The sequence below is a fragment of the Streptomyces sp. NPDC016562 genome, assembly GCF_043076955.1.
Classification (GTDB): domain Bacteria; phylum Actinomycetota; class Actinomycetes; order Streptomycetales; family Streptomycetaceae; genus Streptomyces.
Genome location: NZ_JBIBRZ010000001.1, coordinates 12,424 through 30,141 on the forward strand (window position 1 = coordinate 12,424; position 17,718 = coordinate 30,141).

11 protein-coding genes are annotated in these 17,718 nt (G+C 74.4%); 5 read left to right on the forward strand and 6 right to left on the reverse strand.

Annotated elements, in window-relative coordinates; translation table 11 throughout:
- Positions 1–122: 122 nt before the first annotated feature.
- Both eccCa and ACF059_RS00070 read left to right on the forward strand, forming a co-directional pair.
- Positions 123–4,082 carry a type VII secretion protein EccCa gene (gene eccCa, locus ACF059_RS00065; protein WP_392049476.1) on the forward strand — a complete coding sequence of 1,320 codons (3,960 nt, stop codon included), beginning with the start codon at positions 123–125 and terminating at the stop codon, positions 4,080–4,082.
- Positions 4,083–4,194: 112 nt separating this feature from the next.
- A complete protein-coding gene (locus ACF059_RS00070; protein ID WP_030708695.1) occupies positions 4,195–4,440 on the forward strand; it encodes a DUF397 domain-containing protein in 246 nt (81 codons plus the stop codon).
- Between the two features lie 84 nt (positions 4,441–4,524).
- On the opposite strand, the gene ACF059_RS00075 is transcribed toward ACF059_RS00070, so the two are convergent.
- From ACF059_RS00075 to eccB, 4 genes are all read right to left on the reverse strand, one after another.
- Positions 4,525–4,833: a WXG100 family type VII secretion target gene (locus ACF059_RS00075; protein WP_360901848.1), complete on the reverse strand. Its 309-nt coding sequence runs from the start codon at positions 4,831–4,833 to the stop codon at positions 4,525–4,527.
- A gap of 45 nt (positions 4,834–4,878) precedes the next feature.
- A complete protein-coding gene (locus ACF059_RS00080; protein WP_361948676.1) occupies positions 4,879–5,220 on the reverse strand; it encodes a WXG100 family type VII secretion target in 342 nt (113 codons plus the stop codon).
- Between the two features lie 213 nt (positions 5,221–5,433).
- Positions 5,434–6,690, reverse strand: coding sequence for a type VII secretion-associated serine protease mycosin (gene mycP / locus ACF059_RS00085; RefSeq protein WP_392049480.1), 1,257 nt, complete (start codon positions 6,688–6,690; stop codon positions 5,434–5,436).
- An 11-nt stretch (positions 6,691–6,701) separates the two neighbouring features.
- Positions 6,702–8,279 carry a type VII secretion protein EccB gene (eccB, locus tag ACF059_RS00090; protein WP_392049483.1) on the reverse strand — a complete coding sequence of 526 codons (1,578 nt, stop codon included), beginning with the start codon at positions 8,277–8,279 and terminating at the stop codon, positions 6,702–6,704.
- Between the two features lie 238 nt (positions 8,280–8,517).
- Between eccB and eccE the strand changes: the two genes are divergently transcribed.
- From eccE to ACF059_RS00105, 3 genes are all read left to right on the forward strand, one after another.
- Complete coding sequence (gene eccE / locus ACF059_RS00095; RefSeq protein WP_392049486.1) at positions 8,518–9,792, forward strand: type VII secretion protein EccE; 1,275 nt, start codon at positions 8,518–8,520, stop codon at positions 9,790–9,792.
- Positions 9,789–10,487 (forward strand): hypothetical protein, encoded by a 699-nt coding sequence (locus ACF059_RS00100; protein ID WP_392049489.1) that lies wholly within the window; start codon positions 9,789–9,791, stop codon positions 10,485–10,487. Before eccE ends, ACF059_RS00100 begins: the two co-directional genes overlap by 4 nt.
- 107 nt (positions 10,488–10,594) lie before the next feature.
- Complete coding sequence (locus ACF059_RS00105; RefSeq protein ID WP_392049492.1) at positions 10,595–12,991, forward strand: SCO5717 family growth-regulating ATPase; 2,397 nt, start codon at positions 10,595–10,597, stop codon at positions 12,989–12,991.
- Positions 12,992–13,060: 69 nt separating this feature from the next.
- On the opposite strand, the gene ACF059_RS00110 is transcribed toward ACF059_RS00105, so the two are convergent.
- Together ACF059_RS00110 and ACF059_RS00115 are read right to left on the reverse strand one after the other, a co-directional pair.
- Positions 13,061–14,017, reverse strand: a complete 957-nt coding sequence (locus tag ACF059_RS00110) for a bifunctional riboflavin kinase/FAD synthetase (RefSeq protein ID WP_392049495.1) — start codon at positions 14,015–14,017, stop codon at positions 13,061–13,063.
- 127 nt (positions 14,018–14,144) lie between these two features.
- Positions 14,145–17,597 carry a serine protease gene (locus tag ACF059_RS00115; RefSeq protein WP_392049498.1) on the reverse strand — a complete coding sequence of 1,151 codons (3,453 nt, stop codon included), beginning with the start codon at positions 17,595–17,597 and terminating at the stop codon, positions 14,145–14,147.
- Positions 17,598–17,718: the final 121 nt, after the last annotated feature.

Sequence of the window (17,718 nt, forward strand, 5' to 3'; positions counted from 1 at the left end):
CGGGCGTATGGCCGACTGTCGGCAAGTAGGATCACCGTCGCGTGGGGGAGACCCCCTTCGCGCCCGGGACTTGGGGGCGCCGGTTATGACGTCCCGTCCGTTTTCGAGGGATTGATGCTCCGGTGAGCCAGATCGTCGTCAAACGCCCGCCGCGGTCCCTGCCGCCCGAGGTTCCCTCGGACGAGCTGAGACTGGAGGCTCCGCCGGAACTCCCGCGCGGGCAGCAGGAGGGCATGCTGATGCAGCTCCTGCCGATGCTCGGCATGGGCTCGTCCGTCGTCTTCTTCTTCATGCCGGGTGCGGCGCCGTTCATGCGCATCATGGGCAGCCTGATGCTGGTGTCGACGGTGGGCATGGTCGTCGCCCAGTTGGTGCGCCACCGTCGCGGTACGCAGGGGCAAATGGCCGATGTGCGCCGCGACTACCTCAAATACCTCGCGCAGACCCGCCGTCAGGTGCGCCGCACCGCGCGGGCGCAGCGCGACGCGCAGCTCTATCTGCACCCGGCCCCCGAGCAGTTGTGGTCGGTGGTGGCGGAGGGCTCGCGGCTGTGGGAACGGCGGGTCGGCGACCCGGACTTCGGGCAGGCCCGGCTCGGGCTGGGTGCGCAGCGCCTGGCGACCGCGCTGGTGGCGCCGGAGACGGCGCCCGTCGACGAGCTGGAGCCGCTGACCGCGGGCGCGATGCAGCGCTTCCTGAAGGTGCACTCCTCGCTCGACGGACTGCCGGTGGCGGTGTCGATCCGCGCCTTCTACCACGTGACGGTGTCCGGGGAGCCGGACTCCGCGCGCAGCACCGCGCGGTCGCTGGTCGCCCAGCTGGCGACGCTGCACTCCCCCGAGGACCTGGTGGTGGCCGTGGTCGCGGCGCCGGGCGCGGTGCCCTCGTGGGACTGGACGAAGTGGCTGCCGCACACCCAGGTGCCCGGTCAGGTCGACGGGGCCGGTACGAAGCGGCTGTTCGGCGATCACCTCTCCGAGCTGGAGGCGCTGCTGGCGCCCCGGCTGGAGGGCCGGCCGCGGTTCAGCCGCGAGGTGTCCCCGGTCCTGGACCAGCCGCACCTGGTGGTCGTGCTCGACGGCGGGATGGTGCCGCCGGACTCGGTGTTCGCGGCGGCCGAGGGCCTGCAGGGCGTCACCATCGTCGAGGTGGTCGGCGGCGAGCTGGACGAGCCCCGCGGCGGGCTGTCGGTCGTGGTGCGGCCGGGCCGGCTGCGCCTGGAGTCGGGCGCGGGCGTCGCGTACGAGGGCGTCCCGGACACGCTGTCGCTGCCCGCGGCCGAGGCCCTGGCCCGGCAGCTGGCGCCGCTGCGCACGGGCGGCGGGGACGACGACGAGCCGCTGCTCGCCAACCTGGACTTCACGGACCTGCTGAACCTGGGCGACGCGGCCGCGGTGGACGTGGCGCGGACCTGGCGGCCCAGGTCGGCCGGTGAGCGGCTGCGCGTGCCGATCGGTGTCGGCGAGGACGGCGCCCCGGTCATGCTGGACCTCAAGGAGGCCGCGCAGGAGGGCATGGGCCCGCACGGCCTGTGCGTGGGCGCGACCGGTTCCGGCAAGTCGGAGCTGCTGCGCACGCTGGTGCTGGGTCTGGCGGTCACGCACACCTCGGAGACGCTGAACTTCGTCCTCGCCGACTTCAAGGGCGGTGCGACCTTCACCGGCATGGGGCAGATGCCGCACGTCGCGGCCGTCATCACCAACCTGGCGGACGACCTCACGCTCGTGGACCGCATGGGCGACTCGATCCGCGGCGAGCTCCAGCGCCGTCAGGAGCTGCTGCGTTCGGCGGGCAACTACGCGAACATCCACGACTACGAGAAGGCCCGCGCGGCCGGCGCCCCGCTGGAGCCGCTGGCCTCGCTGGTGCTGGTGATCGACGAGTTCAGCGAGCTGCTGACGGCGAAGCCGGACTTCATCGACATGTTCATCCAGATCGGCCGCATCGGCCGTTCGCTGGGCGTGCACCTGCTGCTGGCCTCACAGCGCCTGGAGGAGGGCAAGCTGCGTGGCCTGGACACGTACCTCTCGTACCGGATCGGTCTGCGGACCTTCTCGGCGGCGGAGTCGCGGACGGCGATCGGTGTGCCGGACGCCTACCACCTGCCGTCGGTGCCCGGCTCGGGCTATCTGAAGTTCGGTACGGACGAGATGACCCGCTTCAAGGCGGCGTACGTCTCGGGCACCTACCGCTCGGGCGGCCCGGACCTGTCGGTCGGCCTGTTCCCGGTGGAGCGGCGGCCCGCGCTGTTCACGGCGGCCCCGGTGCCGGTCGTGTACGCGGCTCCGGACCCCGCGTACCTGGCGGCGCAGCAGGCGCCGCGGGAGGACGACGCGCTCGCGGACACCGTGCTGGACGTGATCGTGAGCCGGCTGGAGGGGCAGGGCGTACCGGCGCACCAGGTGTGGCTGCCGCCGCTCGACCAGGCGCCGCCGCTGGACCAGCTGCTGCCGGCGCTGGCGCCGAGCGCGGAGCGCGGGCTGCACGCGGACGGGTACACGCGGCCCGGCGGGCTCGTCGTACCGCTCGGCCTCATCGACAAGCCCTTCGAGCAGCGGCGTGAGGTGCTGTACCGGGACTTCTCTGGTGCGGCGGGCCACATGATGGTGGTCGGCGGCCCGCAGTCCGGCAAGTCGACGCTGATGCGGACGCTGATCTCGGCCTTCGCGCTGACGCACACGCCGCGCGAAGTGCAGTTCTACGGGCTGGACTTCGGCGGTGGCAGCCTGTCGGCGATCTCCGAGCTGCCGCACGTGGGCGGGATCGCCTCGCGCCTGGACCCGGAGCGGGTGCGGCGTACGGTCGCAGAGGTGGGGGGCATCCTCAACCGCCGCGAGGAGTTCTTCCGCGCGAACAACATCGACTCGATCGGCACCTACCGGCGGCGCCGGGCGGCGGGCGACCTGCCCGGTGAGCCGTGGGGCGACGTGTTCCTGCTCATCGACGGCTGGGGCAACTTCCGGGGCGAGTACGAGGGCCTGGAGCAGATCGTCACGGACATCGCCTCCCGCGGTCTGGGCTACGGCATCCACGTGGTGATCACCGCGGCGCGGTACATGGAGGTCCGGGCCGCGCTCAAGGACCAGATGCTCAGCCGCCTGGAGCTGCGGCTCGGCGACACGATGGACTCCGAGTTCGACCGCAAGGTCGCGGCGAACGTCCCCCCGGGGATGCCGGGCCGTGGCCAGGTGCCGGAGAAGCTGCACTTCCTCGGCGCGCTCCCGCGCATCGACGGCTCGCACGACGCGGAGGACCTGTCGGAGGCCACGGCGGCCTTCGTGGAGGCCGTGAAGCAGAACTGGGCGGGGCCGGCGGCTCCGGGCGTACGGCTGCTGCCGCGGCTCCTCCACGCCGACCAGCTGCCCAAGGGCGGCGAGCACCCCGGCCGCGGGATCGCGATCGGCATCGACGAGACCGATCTGGAGCCGGTGTTCGTCGACTTCGAGTCGGATCCGTTCCTCCTCGTCTTCGGCGAGAGCGAGTCGGGCAAGACGAACCTGCTGCGGCTCATCGCCCAGCAGATCGCGCAGCGCTACACGCCCGACCAGGCGCGCCTGGTCGTCGGCGACTACCGCCGCAGCCTGCTGGGGGCGCTGCCGGAGGAGCACCTGCTGGAGTACGCGCCGATGGCGAGCTCCCTGCAGATGCACATGGAGGCGCTGGGCGGGGTGTTCTCGCGTCGGCAGCCGCCGACCGACGTCACCCCGCAGCAGCTGCGCGACCGCAGCTGGTGGACGGGCCCGGACGTCTTCATCATCATCGACGACTACGACCTGGTCTCCACCAGCCAGGGCAATCCGCTGGCGCCGCTGGTGGAGTTCCTGCCCTTCGCCCGGGACACGGGCGTCCGCTTCATCATCGCCCGCAACTCGGCGGGTGCCTCGCGCTCGCTGTACGAGCCGTTCATGCAGCGCTTCAAGGAGCTGGGCGCGCAGGGCATCGTCCTGTCGGGCGACCCGTCCGAGGGCGACCTGGTCGGCAACGTGCGGCCGCGTCCGATGCCGCCGGGCCGGGCGTACTTCGCCTCGCGCCGACGGGGTACCTCGCTCGTGCAGCTGGGCCGGATGCCGGGCGGCATGTGACCGGGCGGTACGCGCGCGGCCGTCGGCGGGATCGGGGCGAAACCCGTCCCCGCCGGCGGCCCGGCACCGATAATCGGCGGTGAAGACCGCTCCACCGAGGGAAAGGCCTCCCATGGGCACTCAGCAGGAGAAGGACGAGCTCTACGCGCTCGACATCAGCGGCGTGGAGTGGGAGGGCCCGCCCGGGACCAGCCCGGACGAGGAGCGGGTCGAGATCGCCCGGCTCCCCGAGGGGGCGGTGGCCATGCGGTCGTCGCTGGACCGGGACACGGTGCTGCGCTACACGGCCGCCGAGTGGGAGGCCTTCGTACTGGGCGCCAGGGACGGCGAGTTCGACCTGGACCGGCACCGCCCCTGACGGGATCCGCCGGCCGACGCCGAAGGGGCGCGCCCTGTGTGGGCGCGCCCCTTCGGCGTGTACGGACGTGCGTACCGACCGGGCTCAGAAGGCCTCGGTGAACAGGCTGGACGCCTTCTTGTCCGTGGAGCGGTAGTCGTCCTTGCCGCGCTCGATGAGCTGGGCGACCTGCTCCAGCGTGTTCTTCATGTGCTCGGCCTTGCCCTTGTACTTGGCCTGCAGCTGGACGTACGAGCCGTGCGCCTCGCCGTCCCAGGTGTCCGTGACGACCTTCAGCGCCTGGTCCATGGCGGACAGGTCGTCGACGATCTTCTTCGAGACCTGGCGGATGCGGTTGGCCATCTGCTGGACGCTCTCGTACTGGACCTTTGTGTGGCCGTCGTTGGCAGCCATGTGATTCTCCTTCGCGCTGAGCGGGGTACCGGGAAAAGGCGTGCGTCAGATGCCGTTGAGGCCGGAGCCGTTGCCACCGGCGCTCGCCTGGACGGCCTTGAACGCGGCGCGCACGTCGTCGTCCTGAGCGTTGCTCAGGTTCTTGGTCTGGGCGACCGCGTTGTGCAGGACGCCGAGCAGACGACGGATCTCGTCGTGGTCCTCGTTCACCACCGTCTGGGCGGAGACGAACCCCGAGGCACCCACACCGGTCCAGCCGGCGCTCACCGTGGCGAGGATGTCGGCCAGCTCGCGGGCCTGGGTGGTCACGGCATTGGCCGTTTCGGAGATCTTGTTCTTCGCCTGGACGATCGGATCGTCTGCAAGTCCGAAAGTGTTCGTGCTCATCCGAAGCTCCTCACTTCTCAATTCGCCGGCGGAACCGGCGGAATGCGTGGCGGAGCGGACATCGCCTGGCGCGGCTTTGAGCCACGCGCCCCTGGCGCCCCCTCCGCTTCACGCGATCCCCCGATCACACTCGTGAAGCCTGCTGCCACTCTAGCCAGTTCATCGCACAGGCCCAACACCGGTGGGCCGCTTCCGTTGATGAACTGTGACCGTTCACTGCAAACGGCGTCGGCGGCCCCGCGCCTCGCGCAGGACCGTCGCGGTTCCGGCGATGACGGCGATGAGGACGGCGCCGATGCCCAGAGCGTACGTGCCGTACCGCTCCTCGCGCTCCTGCGCCGTCTCGGTGAGCTGCAGCGGCGCCGCCTCGGGGGCCGCCGCCGCCGGCGGGCCCGGGTCCGGGACCGGGGCCTTGGGGGCCTCCTGGTCCTGGCTCAGTGCGCGCACCGGGTCGACGACGCCCCAGCCGACGTAGTCGTCACGGCCCTTGACCGAGCGTTCGGCGGTGTTCTGGATCTGCCAGACGATCTGCTGCACCGACCAGTCCCCGTGCTCGGCGCGCAGCAGGGCGGCGACCCCGGCCACGTACGGCGCGGAGAAGCTGGTGCCGTTGTCGATGCACTGGCCGAAGCCGGGGACGGTGGAGACCATGTCGACGCCGGGCGCCGCGACGCCGATGAAGTCGCCGGGCTGGGAGAACGCGGCGCGCTCGTTGTTGCGGTCCGAGGAACCCACCGCGAGCACTCCGGGGAAGGCCGCCGGGTAGGTCTTGCGCTTCTCGCCGCTCATGCCGTCGTTGCCCGCCGAGGCCACCACCACGACGTTGGCGGCGATGGCCTTCTGGACCGACTTCCCGAGCTCGGAGTCCGCGGACATCGGCACGTCGGTGTCCTGCGAGATGTTGATCACCTGGGCGCCCTTGGCCACGGCGTGGTCGACCGCCTGGCTCAGCGACAGGGCGTTGCCCTTGCCCTGCCCGTCGTTCTGCCGGATGGGGATGATCACCGCGTCCGGGGCCAGGCCGACGAAGCCGGTGCCCTCCTGGGGGCGGGCCGCGATCAGTCCGGCGACCTTGGTGCCGTGGCCGATGGTGTCGGTCGTGCCGTCGCCGCCCTTGGGGTCGACGAGGTCCTTGCCGGCGCCGGTGTCGATGGCCCCGCTGAGCTGCGGGTTCGCCCGGTCCACGCCGGTGTCGATGACCGCGACCCGGACGGGGTGGCCGTTCTTGTCCTTGCCCTTGGTCTGGGCCCAGAGCTCGTCGAGGAGAAGCCGCTGCAGAGCCCAGGGGCGGTCCGCGATCTGCTTCTTCATCGGGAAGGTGCACTCCCCCGCCCCGTCCAGGCCGAAGGCGTACGGGGGCTGCGGCGCGGGCCCGGAGGCCGCGCCGGCCGCGCCCGTGGCGGCGCAGAGCAGGGGCAGGGCGAGGGCGGCCGTGAGGAGGGCGCGGCGGGGCCCGAGGTACTGGGGCATCGGTCGCATCCTCACGAACCCTGGGGCTGGCGAGCGGAGTTGGTGTCCAGGCGCGGGCCCTTGGAGAGGAACTCCGACCAGGCGATCGGCACCAGGGCCGGGGTGACGGTGCCGTAGCCGAGCCGGACCTGCGCCTGGCTGGGCTCGGGGCGGCCGTCGGAGCCCCCCTTCTGCTGGTCCGGCGCGCCGATCTTGGACTGCTCGGCGTCGCTGTCGCCGTTGGCCTGGACGGCGTAGCGCAGGCCGGTGTCGGTGACCAGGAACAGGGAGCCGCCGGCCGTGGTCTGCTTGCCCTGGACCTGGGTGTAGAGCAGACCCGAGCCCGGGGTGACGTACGCGCTGGTGCCGCTGGCGGTGATGTCGATGGGGAAGCCGGTGCCCGCCCACGTGCTCAGCGTCTGACCGCCCTGGCCGTCGACCGAGCGCAGGACGTTGCAGACGGTGTCGCGGTGGTGGGCGCCGGTCGCCTGCCCGCCGGCGGCGGGCGCCGTCTGGTTGACCCGGTCGGTCTTCTTCTGCGGCCACTTGACCTCGCCGGCGAACGGGGTGGCCTCCGGGTTGATCGACTGGAGGTCGATCTCGCGGGCCTTGCCGTGCATGTTCAGGCCGTCGGTCGCCGGCGCCGAGATCAGCAGCCAGGCGACGAAGTCGGAGACGGGGGCGACCTTCCCGGGCAGGACCACGTAGTGCTGCGCCCCGGATCCGGTCTGGGCCTTGAGCACCATGCCGACCTTGTTGTCGGCGGTGATCAGGCCCTTGACGTTGGCGGGTTCGGCGGCCTTGCCGGGCAGCTGCGGGAAGGCGAGGTCCTCGCCGGAGTTGAGGGTGCCCAGCCATTCCGGGGTGACCTGCTGCGGGGTGGCGCCGGTGCCGACCAGCGCGTTGGTCATCGTCGCCGCGGCCGGTGTGCCCTCCGGGAACTTGTACTTCGTCCCCGCCGCGTCGATCAGGTAGCGCTCCTTGCCCGCGCCGGTGCTCTGCACGTACAGCGACTGGGTGTCGGTGAGCCTGCGGGCGTCGTCCGTCAGGGACGCCTCGCGGTCGGCGAGGACGAAGGTGGCGCTCTGCACGCCGCTGCCGTTGCCGCCCGGCTGCTGGCACACGGCCCAGCGCTTGGCCTTGCCGGCCTCGTCCTTGGAGGGGAGCCGGTCGGGGGCGTACGGGATGCCGATGATGGGTCCGCGCGGCGGCTTGCCCGCGTCGAGGACCTTGTCGTCGACCTGGATCACCTTGAACTTCGCGGGGTCCAGCAGGAGTCGGGCCGAGGCCAGGTTCAGCACCGGGTGCAGGCGGGTCTGGTCCTTGCCGTTGACCTTGGTGGTGAGGACCACGTACCGGGTCGTCGAGTCCTTGCCGACGATCACCTTGGTCCCCGGCTCCGCCCAGCCCTTGGGCGCCGTCGGCTTGAACATCCCCCAGGCGCCGAATCCGGCGAGCACGAGCGCACCGACGATCATCCCCGGAAGGACGGCGCGCAGCGGGCGGGGCGCACCCTCCTCGGTCCCGGTGGCGGATGGCTGGAGGAACGCGGCCACCGTGCGCCGCTTCGCAAAGGTGTACGCGTTGAGCTCATCACGTCGTGATGCCATGACCGCCTGCTTCTCCCCGCACGGCCCGGCCGGTGAACACGGTCCCAGGGCCTCGTTTGTCGGACCGGGCACCTACTATGCCTCTTGACGGACGGTATGCAGGGGCCGGGTAGGGTGAGCTCGCCGCTCAGCGCCTTCCGGACCGGGGTAATCAGGGCTTGTTGGGGTGGATTGGGGAGGTTCCGGAGTCCGCCGGAACTCATGGGGTCTGGCCCCGGGAAGGGGAAGTGCGGGAGTGATGGCCACCGCGACGGAGCCGCAGACTGGCGCGCCCGCACCCGCACGCGGCGGGGTGACGCCGCATCCGAAGTCGAGCCCCGGCCGCTTCGGTCCATTCCGACTGCAACAGCTCGTACTGCTGCAAGTGGCCGCGGCCGCCCTGCTGGTGGCGTGGGTGGTCGAGCCGCTGCTGCTGGCTCCCGCCGGCGTACTGGCCCTCGTCCTGGTGGTGCTCGCGGTCGTACGCCGCCACCAGCGCTCCCTGCCGGAGTGGATCGGCAGCGCGCTCGCCCTGCGTGCGCGCCGGCGCCGGGCCGCGTCCCTCGCCGTGCCCGCGGGCACCGAGCCGGGGCTGGCGCCGCTGGTCGAGGCCGATCCGGCGCTGCGCACGCTCACCTTCAGCGACCGCGAGCGGCGGCCCGTCGGAATGATCGGTGACGGGACGTTCCTGACCGCGGTCGTGCAGGTCGACACGGACGCCACCGCGCTGCGGCCCGACCGGGCGGCGCGGCCGCTGCCGCTGGGCCTCGTACGGGACATCCTCGAAGTGGACGGCATCCGGCTGGAGTCGGCGCAGCTGGTGCAGCACACCCAGCCGGCGCCGGCGCCGCACCTCCCGGCCCAGTCGATGGCCGCCCGCAACTACGCGCCGCTGCAGGCCCGGACCGGTTCCCCGGCGGTGCGGCTGACCTGGATCGCGCTCAAGCTCGACCCCGAGCTGTGCCCCGAGGCCGTCACCGCGCGCGGTGGCGGGCTGGCCGGCGCGCAGCGGTGCGTGGTGCGCGCCGCGGACCAGTTGGCGAGCCGGCTGGCCGGCGCCGGGTTCAAGGCGACCGTGCTGACCGAGCAGGAGCTGACGGCGGCCCTGGCCACCTCCTCGTGCGCGAACCCGATGGCGATCACCCAGGCGGGACGGTCGGCCAGTACGGGACGGCGTACCGAGGAGACCTCGCGGACCTGGCGGTGCGACGACCGGCGGCACACGACCTACTGGATCGGCCGCTGGCCGCAGCTGGGCGGCTCGGGGGCCGCGGCCCTGCCGCAGTTCGTGGCCCTGCTGACCTCGCTGCCCGCGCTCGCGACCAACTTCAGCCTGACGATGGCCCCGGCGGAGCGACAGGGCGTCACCCTGACCGGACACGTACGGGTGACGGGGCGCAGCGACGAGGAACTGGTCGCGGCGCGCCGCGAGTTGGAGAGGACGGCCCGGGGCGTGAAGACCGGACTGGTCCGCCTCGACCGTGAACAGGTACCGGGGCTGCTGGCTTCGCTGCCGCTGGGAGGGACGCGATGAGGGGCGGTTTCGGGCTGATCGGCCCGCAGCGCGAGCGGCACGTGGTGCCCGCGGTGGACCTGGACGCGCTGGGGCTGCCCGTGGGTGACGACGGGGTCGTCATCGGCGTGGACGCCGAGGGGCGGCCGGCGGTGCTCGGCATCAACCGGCCCACGCCGTACGAGGTGACGCTGATCGGCGGCCTGTGGACCGCGCAGGTGCTCGCGCTGCGCGCGGCGGCCACGGGCGCCCGGGTGGCCGTGGAGACCGGGCGCGGACAGGTGTGGGCCGGACTGGCCCAGGCCGCGGGCGGCGGGCAGCAGTGCGTGACCCTGCACGAGGTGGGCCGGATCCCGCCGCAGGGCGCGTCGGCGGGCAGCCCGGTGCTGGTGATCCGCGACTGCGGCATGCGTCCGCCGCGCGGGCGCGTGGTGGCCGGGCCGTGGCAGTCGGTGCTGACCCTGCTGCCGTATCTGAGCCCGACGGCCCCGCGGCTGCTCCAGCAGTCCTCGCTGGTGGGCGTGCAGCGGGTGTCCCCGGACGAGGCGGGGCACATCGGGCAGCTGATGCGGCTGCCGCGCCAGGCCGTGGAGGCCCTGCCGACGCTGGGCGACGGGGTGACGCTGTGGTGCACGCCGCGGGACCGGCAGTTCGTGATGACCCAGGGGACGGAAGCGGAATCGGGCTTGCTGGGTCCGGCGCGCCGCATCGACTGACCGCCGCCCCCCGAGGGGGGCGGACAGTGGTGTCGGGGCGCGATTAGGGTGGGTCCGGGCGCGGCGAGGTGGGCGCCGGACCAGTGTGCGACAGACCAGGAGGACCAGTGAGCGGCGATCGGAACGAGAGGCGCGGCGGGACGTGGGACGTCCCGACGGACGATCAGTCCGACGCGGAGCCCGAGCTGACGGGCGAGTTCACCATCGACTACACCCCGCCCGCCTGGTACACGCAGGGCGCGGCCCCGGCCGCGCAGGTCCCCGGGCTCCCCGAGGGCAGCGGCTTCGAGCCGCACCGGCCCACGGACTTGGACTCGCCGTCGACGATGCGGATCGCGCCGTCGGCGCCGCGGACCCCGTCCGAGGGCGAGGGCGCGCCGTCCGCGTTCCCGGCTGCGGGGCCGTCCGCGTTCCCGGCTTCGGCTTCGGCTTCGGCCGAGGCCGAGGCGGGCGCACCGGACCGGACACCGACGCCGCTTCCGTACTCCGCTCCGGCTCCGACTCCGGCCCCCGCGCCGTTCCCCGCTCCGGCTCCGGCCGAGGCGGGCGCATCCGACCAGGCACTCACGCCGCCTCCGTACTCCACTCCCGCTCCGGCTCCGGCCGAGGCGGGCGCACCCGACCAGGCACCGACGCCGGCTCCGTACTCCGCTCCGGCTCCGTTCCCTGCTCCGCCGGCCGAGCCGGTGGTGGCTCCGGTCGAGCCTGTGGCTCCCGCTCCGAGGTTCGAGACCGCCTCTGAACCTGCCCCTGCTCCGGTCGAGGACGCCCCGCCGGTGCCCGCGCTCGACGCACCGGCGCCGGTCGCCGCGGCTCCCGCCCCGGTCGAGGACGCGCCCGTGGCCGACGCCCCGCCGGCCCCTCCCGCCCCGCCGTTCGCGGACCCGGCGCCCTCCCCCACCGCCGAACCCGTCGCCGAGGCTGCCGCTCCCGCGCCGGAGGGCTCGCCCGAGCGCTGGGCCGGTCCTGCGGACACGCCCGCCGACGGCACCCCGCTGCTGCCCCCCGCCGAGCAGGCACCGGCGCCGGTCAGCCCCTCGGACGTACCGCAGCCCCGCGCGGAGAACGCCTTCGGCGGGCCCGTCGGCGAACTGCCGCCGCTGCCGCCCGCGTTCGCGGCTCAGGACGCCTACCCGTTCCCCCCGCCGGCTCCGGCTCCGGCCCCGCCGCAGCACCAGCAGCCCCAGCCGCCGCCGCAACAGCAGCCGTACCCCCAGCCTCAGCAGCAGCCGCCGTACGGCCAGCCCCAGGGCCAGCCGCCGTACCAGCAGCCCCAGCCGCCGCAGCCGCACGACCCGCGTTACTCGGCCGGCCAGACCACCGGCGGCGCGCCGCTCGGCTACACCGCCGCCGTCGAGCTGTCCTCCGACCGCCTGCTGCGCAACAAGCAGAAGCCCAAGAACAACAACGGCGGCGGCGGCCTCTTCCGCTTCGGCGGCAAGGCGGCCGAAGCGGAACGCCAGCGCAAGCTGGAACTCATCCGCACGCCGGTCATGTCCTGCTACCGCATCGCCGTCATCTCCCTCAAGGGCGGTGTCGGCAAGACCACGACCACCACCGCCCTCGGCGCCACCCTCGCCACCGAGCGCCAGGACAAGATCCTGGCCATCGACGCGAACCCCGACGCCGGCACCCTCGGCCGCCGTGTCCGCCGCGAGACCGGCGCCACGATCCGGGACCTGGTCCAGGCGATCCCGTACCTGCACTCGTACATGGACATCCGCCGGTTCACGTCCCAGGCGCCCTCCGGTCTGGAGATCATCGCCAACGACGTGGACCCGGCCGTCTCGACGACCTTCAACGACGAGGACTACCGCCGCGTCATCGAGACGCTGGGCCGCCAGTACCCGATCATCCTCACCGACTCGGGCACCGGCCTCCTCTACTCCGCCATGCGCGGCGTCCTGGACCTGGCCGATCAGCTGATCATCATCTCGACCCCGTCCGTGGACGGCGCCAGCAGCGCCAGCACCACCCTCGACTGGCTCTCCGCGCACGGGTACGCCGACCTCGTCTCCCGCTCCCTCACGGTCATCTCGGGAGTCCGCGAGACCAGCAAGATGATCAAGATCGAGGACATCGTGCAGCACTTCGAGACCCGCTGCCGCGGTGTGGTCGTCGTGCCGTTCGACGAACACCTCGCCGCGGGCGCGGAGGTCGACCTCGACATGATGCGGCCCAAGACGCGCGAGGCGTACTTCAACCTGTCCGCGCTCGTCGCCGAGGACTTCGTACGGGCCCAGCAGCAGGCCCCGCAGGGGCACTGGGGTGCTCAGCAGCCCCAGCAGCCGCATCAGCCCCAGCCGTATCCCCAGCAGCCGTACGGCCAGCCCCAGGGCCAGCCGCCGTACCAGCAGCCGCCGCAGGCCCCGCAGCCGCAGCAGCCCTACGGCCAGCCGTACCCGCAGCCCGGCCAGCCCTGGCAGCAGCCCCCGGCCCCCCAGCAACCGCAGAACCCGCAGAACCCGCAGCAGCAGCCCCCGCGCGACCCGCGCCTCGGCTGAACGAGGGAGGGCCCGTACCACCGGTACGGGCCCTCCCTCGTTCTCGCGCGCGTCGCGTCGCCCCGCGCGTCAGCGGTGCGCGTCGTACGCGTCCGTCAGCACCCGCGCCCGCTTCACGTCGTCGGCGATGGCCTCCAGCAGCCCGTCCAGCGACTCGAACTTCGCCATCCCCCGCACGTAGGCGAGGAAGTCGACGGCCACGTGCTTCCCGTACAGGTCCAGCCCGATCCGGTCGATCGCGTACGCCTCCACGGTTCGCTCGGTGGCGTCGAACTGCACGTTCGTCCCCACCGAGATCGCGGCGGGCATCCGCTCGCCGTCGGCCGTCAGCCAGCCCGCGTACACCCCGTCCGCCGGGATCGCGGTGTGCGGCGGCGTCTCGACGTTCGCCGTCGGGTAGCCGAGCTCGCGCCCGCGCTGCGCGCCGCGCACCACCACGCCCTCGACCCGGTGCGGACGCCCCAGGACCTCGGCCGCGCCCTCCATGTCGCCCTCGGAGACCAGCTTGCGCGCGAGCGTCGAGGAGAACGGCACGCCGCCGCCCGCCTCTCCCCGCTCGACCAGGTCCACCACGTCGACCTCGTAGTCGTACGTGCCGCCCAGCTCGCGCAGGAAGTCGACGTTCCCCGCCGCCCGGTGGCCGAAGCGGAAGTTCGGGCCCTCGATGACGGCCCGCGCGTGCAGCTTGTCGACGAGCACCTTGACGATGAAGTCGGCCGGGGACAGCTTCGAGAACTCCGCGGTGAACGGCAGGATCAGCAGCGCGTCCACACCGAGCCCGGCCATCAGCTCGGCGCGCCGGTCGTACGGCGCCAGGATCGGCGGGTGGCTGCCGGGGCGGACGACCTCGCTGGGGTGGGGGCTGAAGGTGACGACGACGGACGGGAGGCCGAGCGCGTGGGCCTTGGCCACGGCCCGTCCGATGATCAGCTGATGACCGCGGTGCACGCCGTCGTAGGAGCCGATGGTGACGACGCTGCGTCCCCAGTCCTGGGGGATGTCCTCCAAGCCACGCCAGCGCTGCACTGTGACCGCTCCTCGCCCGAACCCGTTTAGTCCTTGAACTGATTGCCGATTGCAGGTCTAAGACTGCCATGCCGGTGCCCGGTGCCCCGCATCGGCGTCCGGGATCATCAGGTCAGGTCCGGGATCGTCAGGTCACGTCCGGGGCCGCCCCGCCGAGGGCCTCCACCGTCCGGCGGGCGCCGGGTCCCAGCAGGGCGGCGGCCTCCGTACCCGCCTGCGCCAGCCAGCCGGCCACCAGCGCGCCGAAGGCCGGCTGCGCCCGGGCCAGCTCCACCGTCCGCCGTTCGAACACCGCCGCCCCGCCCGGGGCCCGGCCCAGCTGTCGCCCGGTCGCCCGCAGCAGCTCCCGCGTGCGCTCCCGCGGGCGCCCGGCGGTCCCCGCGGCGAGGGCGCCGAGGAAGGCGTCCAGCACCTGCGGATCGGCCTCCTCGCGCAGCAGTACGCCGGCCAGCTCGCCGCGCAGGGCGTACGAGGACTCCGTGCCGGGGGCGGCCAGTACGGCGGCCAGCGCGGCCCTGACCCCGGCCGGGGCGGTCCGCAGCAGGTCCAAGACCAGCGGGCGCAGCACGGGGGCCGCGGCCGGGCCCTGTGCGAGCCGCAGCTCGACGAAGGCGGCGGCGTGCGGGGCGTCGGCCGGACACCGCGCCAGGTGCTCCCGTACGAGGTCGGCCGCGCGCCGGGCCAGCCCCGGCGTGGTCAGCGCCGCCAGGGCGCGCACCACCTCCCCGTCGGCCCGGGCCCGCAGGGCGGCGAACACCGCGTCCGGGTCCGGCAGTACGGGCAGCGCCGCGACCAGGGCCGCCGCGGGCAGCCGGGCGCCGTGCTCGGGGGCGCGGAAGCAGGCCAGGGCGGCGGGCAGGTAGCGGCCGCGCGCCTGCGGGTCGCGCAGCAGGATCGCCAGGGCGCTGCCGTGCAGGGTCGCGTCGGCGGGGCGCGCCAGCAGCGCCCGGGCGGCGGCGCGCAGCAGGTCGCGGTCGGCGGGGGTGCGCGCGTGCGGGGCGGTGGCGATTCCGTGGGCCGCGGCCGCGGCCCGCCGCCCGGGGCGTTCGTCGTGCGCCCAGCGGTGCACGGCCCGGCACATCGCGGAGGGCTCGTCCTCGGCGAGGGCGGCGAGCAGCTCGTCGGCGCACGGGTGCGCGGCGTCGGCGAGCGCCTCGGTGAGGTCGTCGAGGGCGGGGCGGCGGTGGGTGTGCAGCAGGGCCTGGGCCGCGGTGGCGACGGTGGCCCCGGGGCGGCCGCGCAGCCGGCGCCCGTCGGTGAACCAGGCGCAGAGCAGGGGCTGCACGCGCTGCGGATCCCGGGTGAGGCGGCGGGCCGCGGCGTCGAGGTAGCGCTCGCCCGGGGCCGCGTCGGCGGGATCGGCGGGCAGCAGGCGGCGCAGCAGGTCGAGCCGGTCGGGCTCGGGCAGGCGCAGCCGGTTCCAGAACCGGCCTGCGAAGTCGCCGGGGCCGGCCCGGGCGACGTGCTCGGCGAGGGCGTGCAGGACGGGGAGGTGGCGGCGGGCGTCGGGGACCCGCAGCAGGGTCTCGCGCAGCAGCCGGGCGGCCCACCACGTGCGGTCGGGGTCGGCCGGTTCCTCGGCGAAGCGGTTCAGGGCGTGGACCAGCGCGGTCAGTTCGGCGGCCAGGCGGTCCGGGGAGAGCCGGCACAGGGCCTCCAGGACGGGCCCGATCCGGTGCCGGGGCACGGGCAGGCCCGGGCCGGCGAGGCCGTGGACGAGGGAGGCGAGGGCCGTCGGGACGTCCAGGTGGCCGGCCTGGATCCAGTCGGACAGTTCCTCGTGGGCGAAGCGGTAGCCGGGGCCCGCGGGCACCAGCAGCCCCTCGGTGAGCACGGCCGGGGCCCAGCCCGTCCGCCAGGGGAACAGCTCCTCGAAGGAAGCCCGGTCCAACTGCCCCTGCCCGGCGCCCAGACAGCGCCGCGCGGCCTCGTGCACGCTGCCTGCCACGCGCGCGGCGAGCCGCCTCACTCCCGGGCCGTGCACCGCGCCGGTCGCGGCGGCGATGCGGACGGCGACCCGCAGGGCGGTCAGGTCCAGGTGGGCGGCGAAGACCTCGTCGCGGCCGGGGCGTCCGGCGGTGACCCCGGCGGCCCGGATCCCGGCGAGCAGGCGCAGGGTGAGCGGATGCCGGGCGTCGGCCTCGCGGACGGCGCCTTCGGGGATCCCGAGCCGGGCCCGGGCGGTCGCGGCCTCGGCCGGGGTCAGGTCGCCGACCGCGAGCGCGGGCGGCAGCCCCCGGGCGGCTCGGGCCGGGCGGTGCAGCACCTCGGGCGGATAGAGGGCGCCGGCCCGCTCCCAGTACTCGGGCCGGGCGGCGACGACCAGCCGCACGCCGGTCCGTGCCAGCCACCCCGCGGTGGCCGAGCTCCAGGGCGCGAGCCGCTGCGCGAGCTCGGCCGGCATCTCCTCCGCCGCGTCGAGCACCACGAGAAGCGCCCGCCCCGCTCCCGCGACCAGCCCCGCGACCCGCTCCCCGATCCCGACGGGCACGGTGGCCCCCGAGCCTGCTTCGGCAGCGGCGTGCGCCGCGTCCGGCGGCCGGGCCTCGCGTTCGTGCCCGGGCGGGGGCGGGTCTGTGGGAGTGCCCGCGGGAGGTACGGGGTCGGGGGACGAGGCGGTGCGGCCTGCCGTCGTCAGCGCCCGCGTCACCGCGTCGGCCAGGGAGGTGTCCGCCCCGTGCAGGTCCGCGCCCCGCAGCCAGAGGGTCGGCGCCGGGCGGGGGCCCCGCGCGCGGCGGGCGGCCAGGGCGACGAGGGCCGTGGTGCGGCCGGTACCCGGGCGTCCGGCCAGGCCGAGGACCGGGCGGTCCCCCGCCGTGAAGGCGTCCAGTGCGGCGTCGAGGTCGGGGCGCTCCACCGGAGCCGGATCGGACCCGGGAGCGTGCGGCGGGCAGGCCGCCGCGACGGTGAGCGCGGCCAGTTCCAGCGCCCCGGCGAGGTTCAGGTCGGCCCCGTGGCCCGGTACGGTCGCGGCGTTGCGTTCCAGCAGCGCGGCCAGCGGCCCGCGCGGATCGGCTCCGGCGGCCGCGCACAGCGCCACCGCGAAGCCTCCGGAGCGGTGCTCCGCCCGCAGGGCGGTGTTCACGACCGCGAGCACCGCTCCGGTCCCCGCGTCGAGGACCGGGCCCCCGCAGGCCTCCCCGCCCAGCAGCAGCGCGTCCCGCCCGTCCGTCCCGATCGCCAGCTCCACGGCCGCGCCCCGGGGCACCGCGTGGCACCGGTCCGTGGCGGCATACGCGACCTCGACGCCCCCGCCGGCCAGCACCCGCGCTTGGCGCCATCCCCGCGCGGGCAGCCGTACGTACGTCCCGGGATCGATCACCGGGCGCGCGGACACGGGCAGCGGCCGCACCCCGAGCCCGTCGGTCCGTACGAGCGCCAGCGCCAGCCCCGGCAGCGCGGTCACGTCGGCCGCCTCGGCCAGCCAGGTCCGCCCGGCCGGTCCCGGCCCGTGCAGCACGACCCGGCTCAGCCCGTCGACGGCCTCATGGCTGGTGACGACCGTCCCGCGGTCGTCGGCGACGAATCCGCTGCCGCGCGCTCGCCCGGCCTGATCGCAGATCCTGACGAGCTCCGCCATGGCCGCACCACCACTCCCCGCAGCACTCCCCCGCAACACCCGTGTTCACGACGGTAGGGAGACGGTAGGCCGGTGAAGATCAGCGCGAAAAGCACGCGTGGCGAAAGCGCCCCCTTACGCT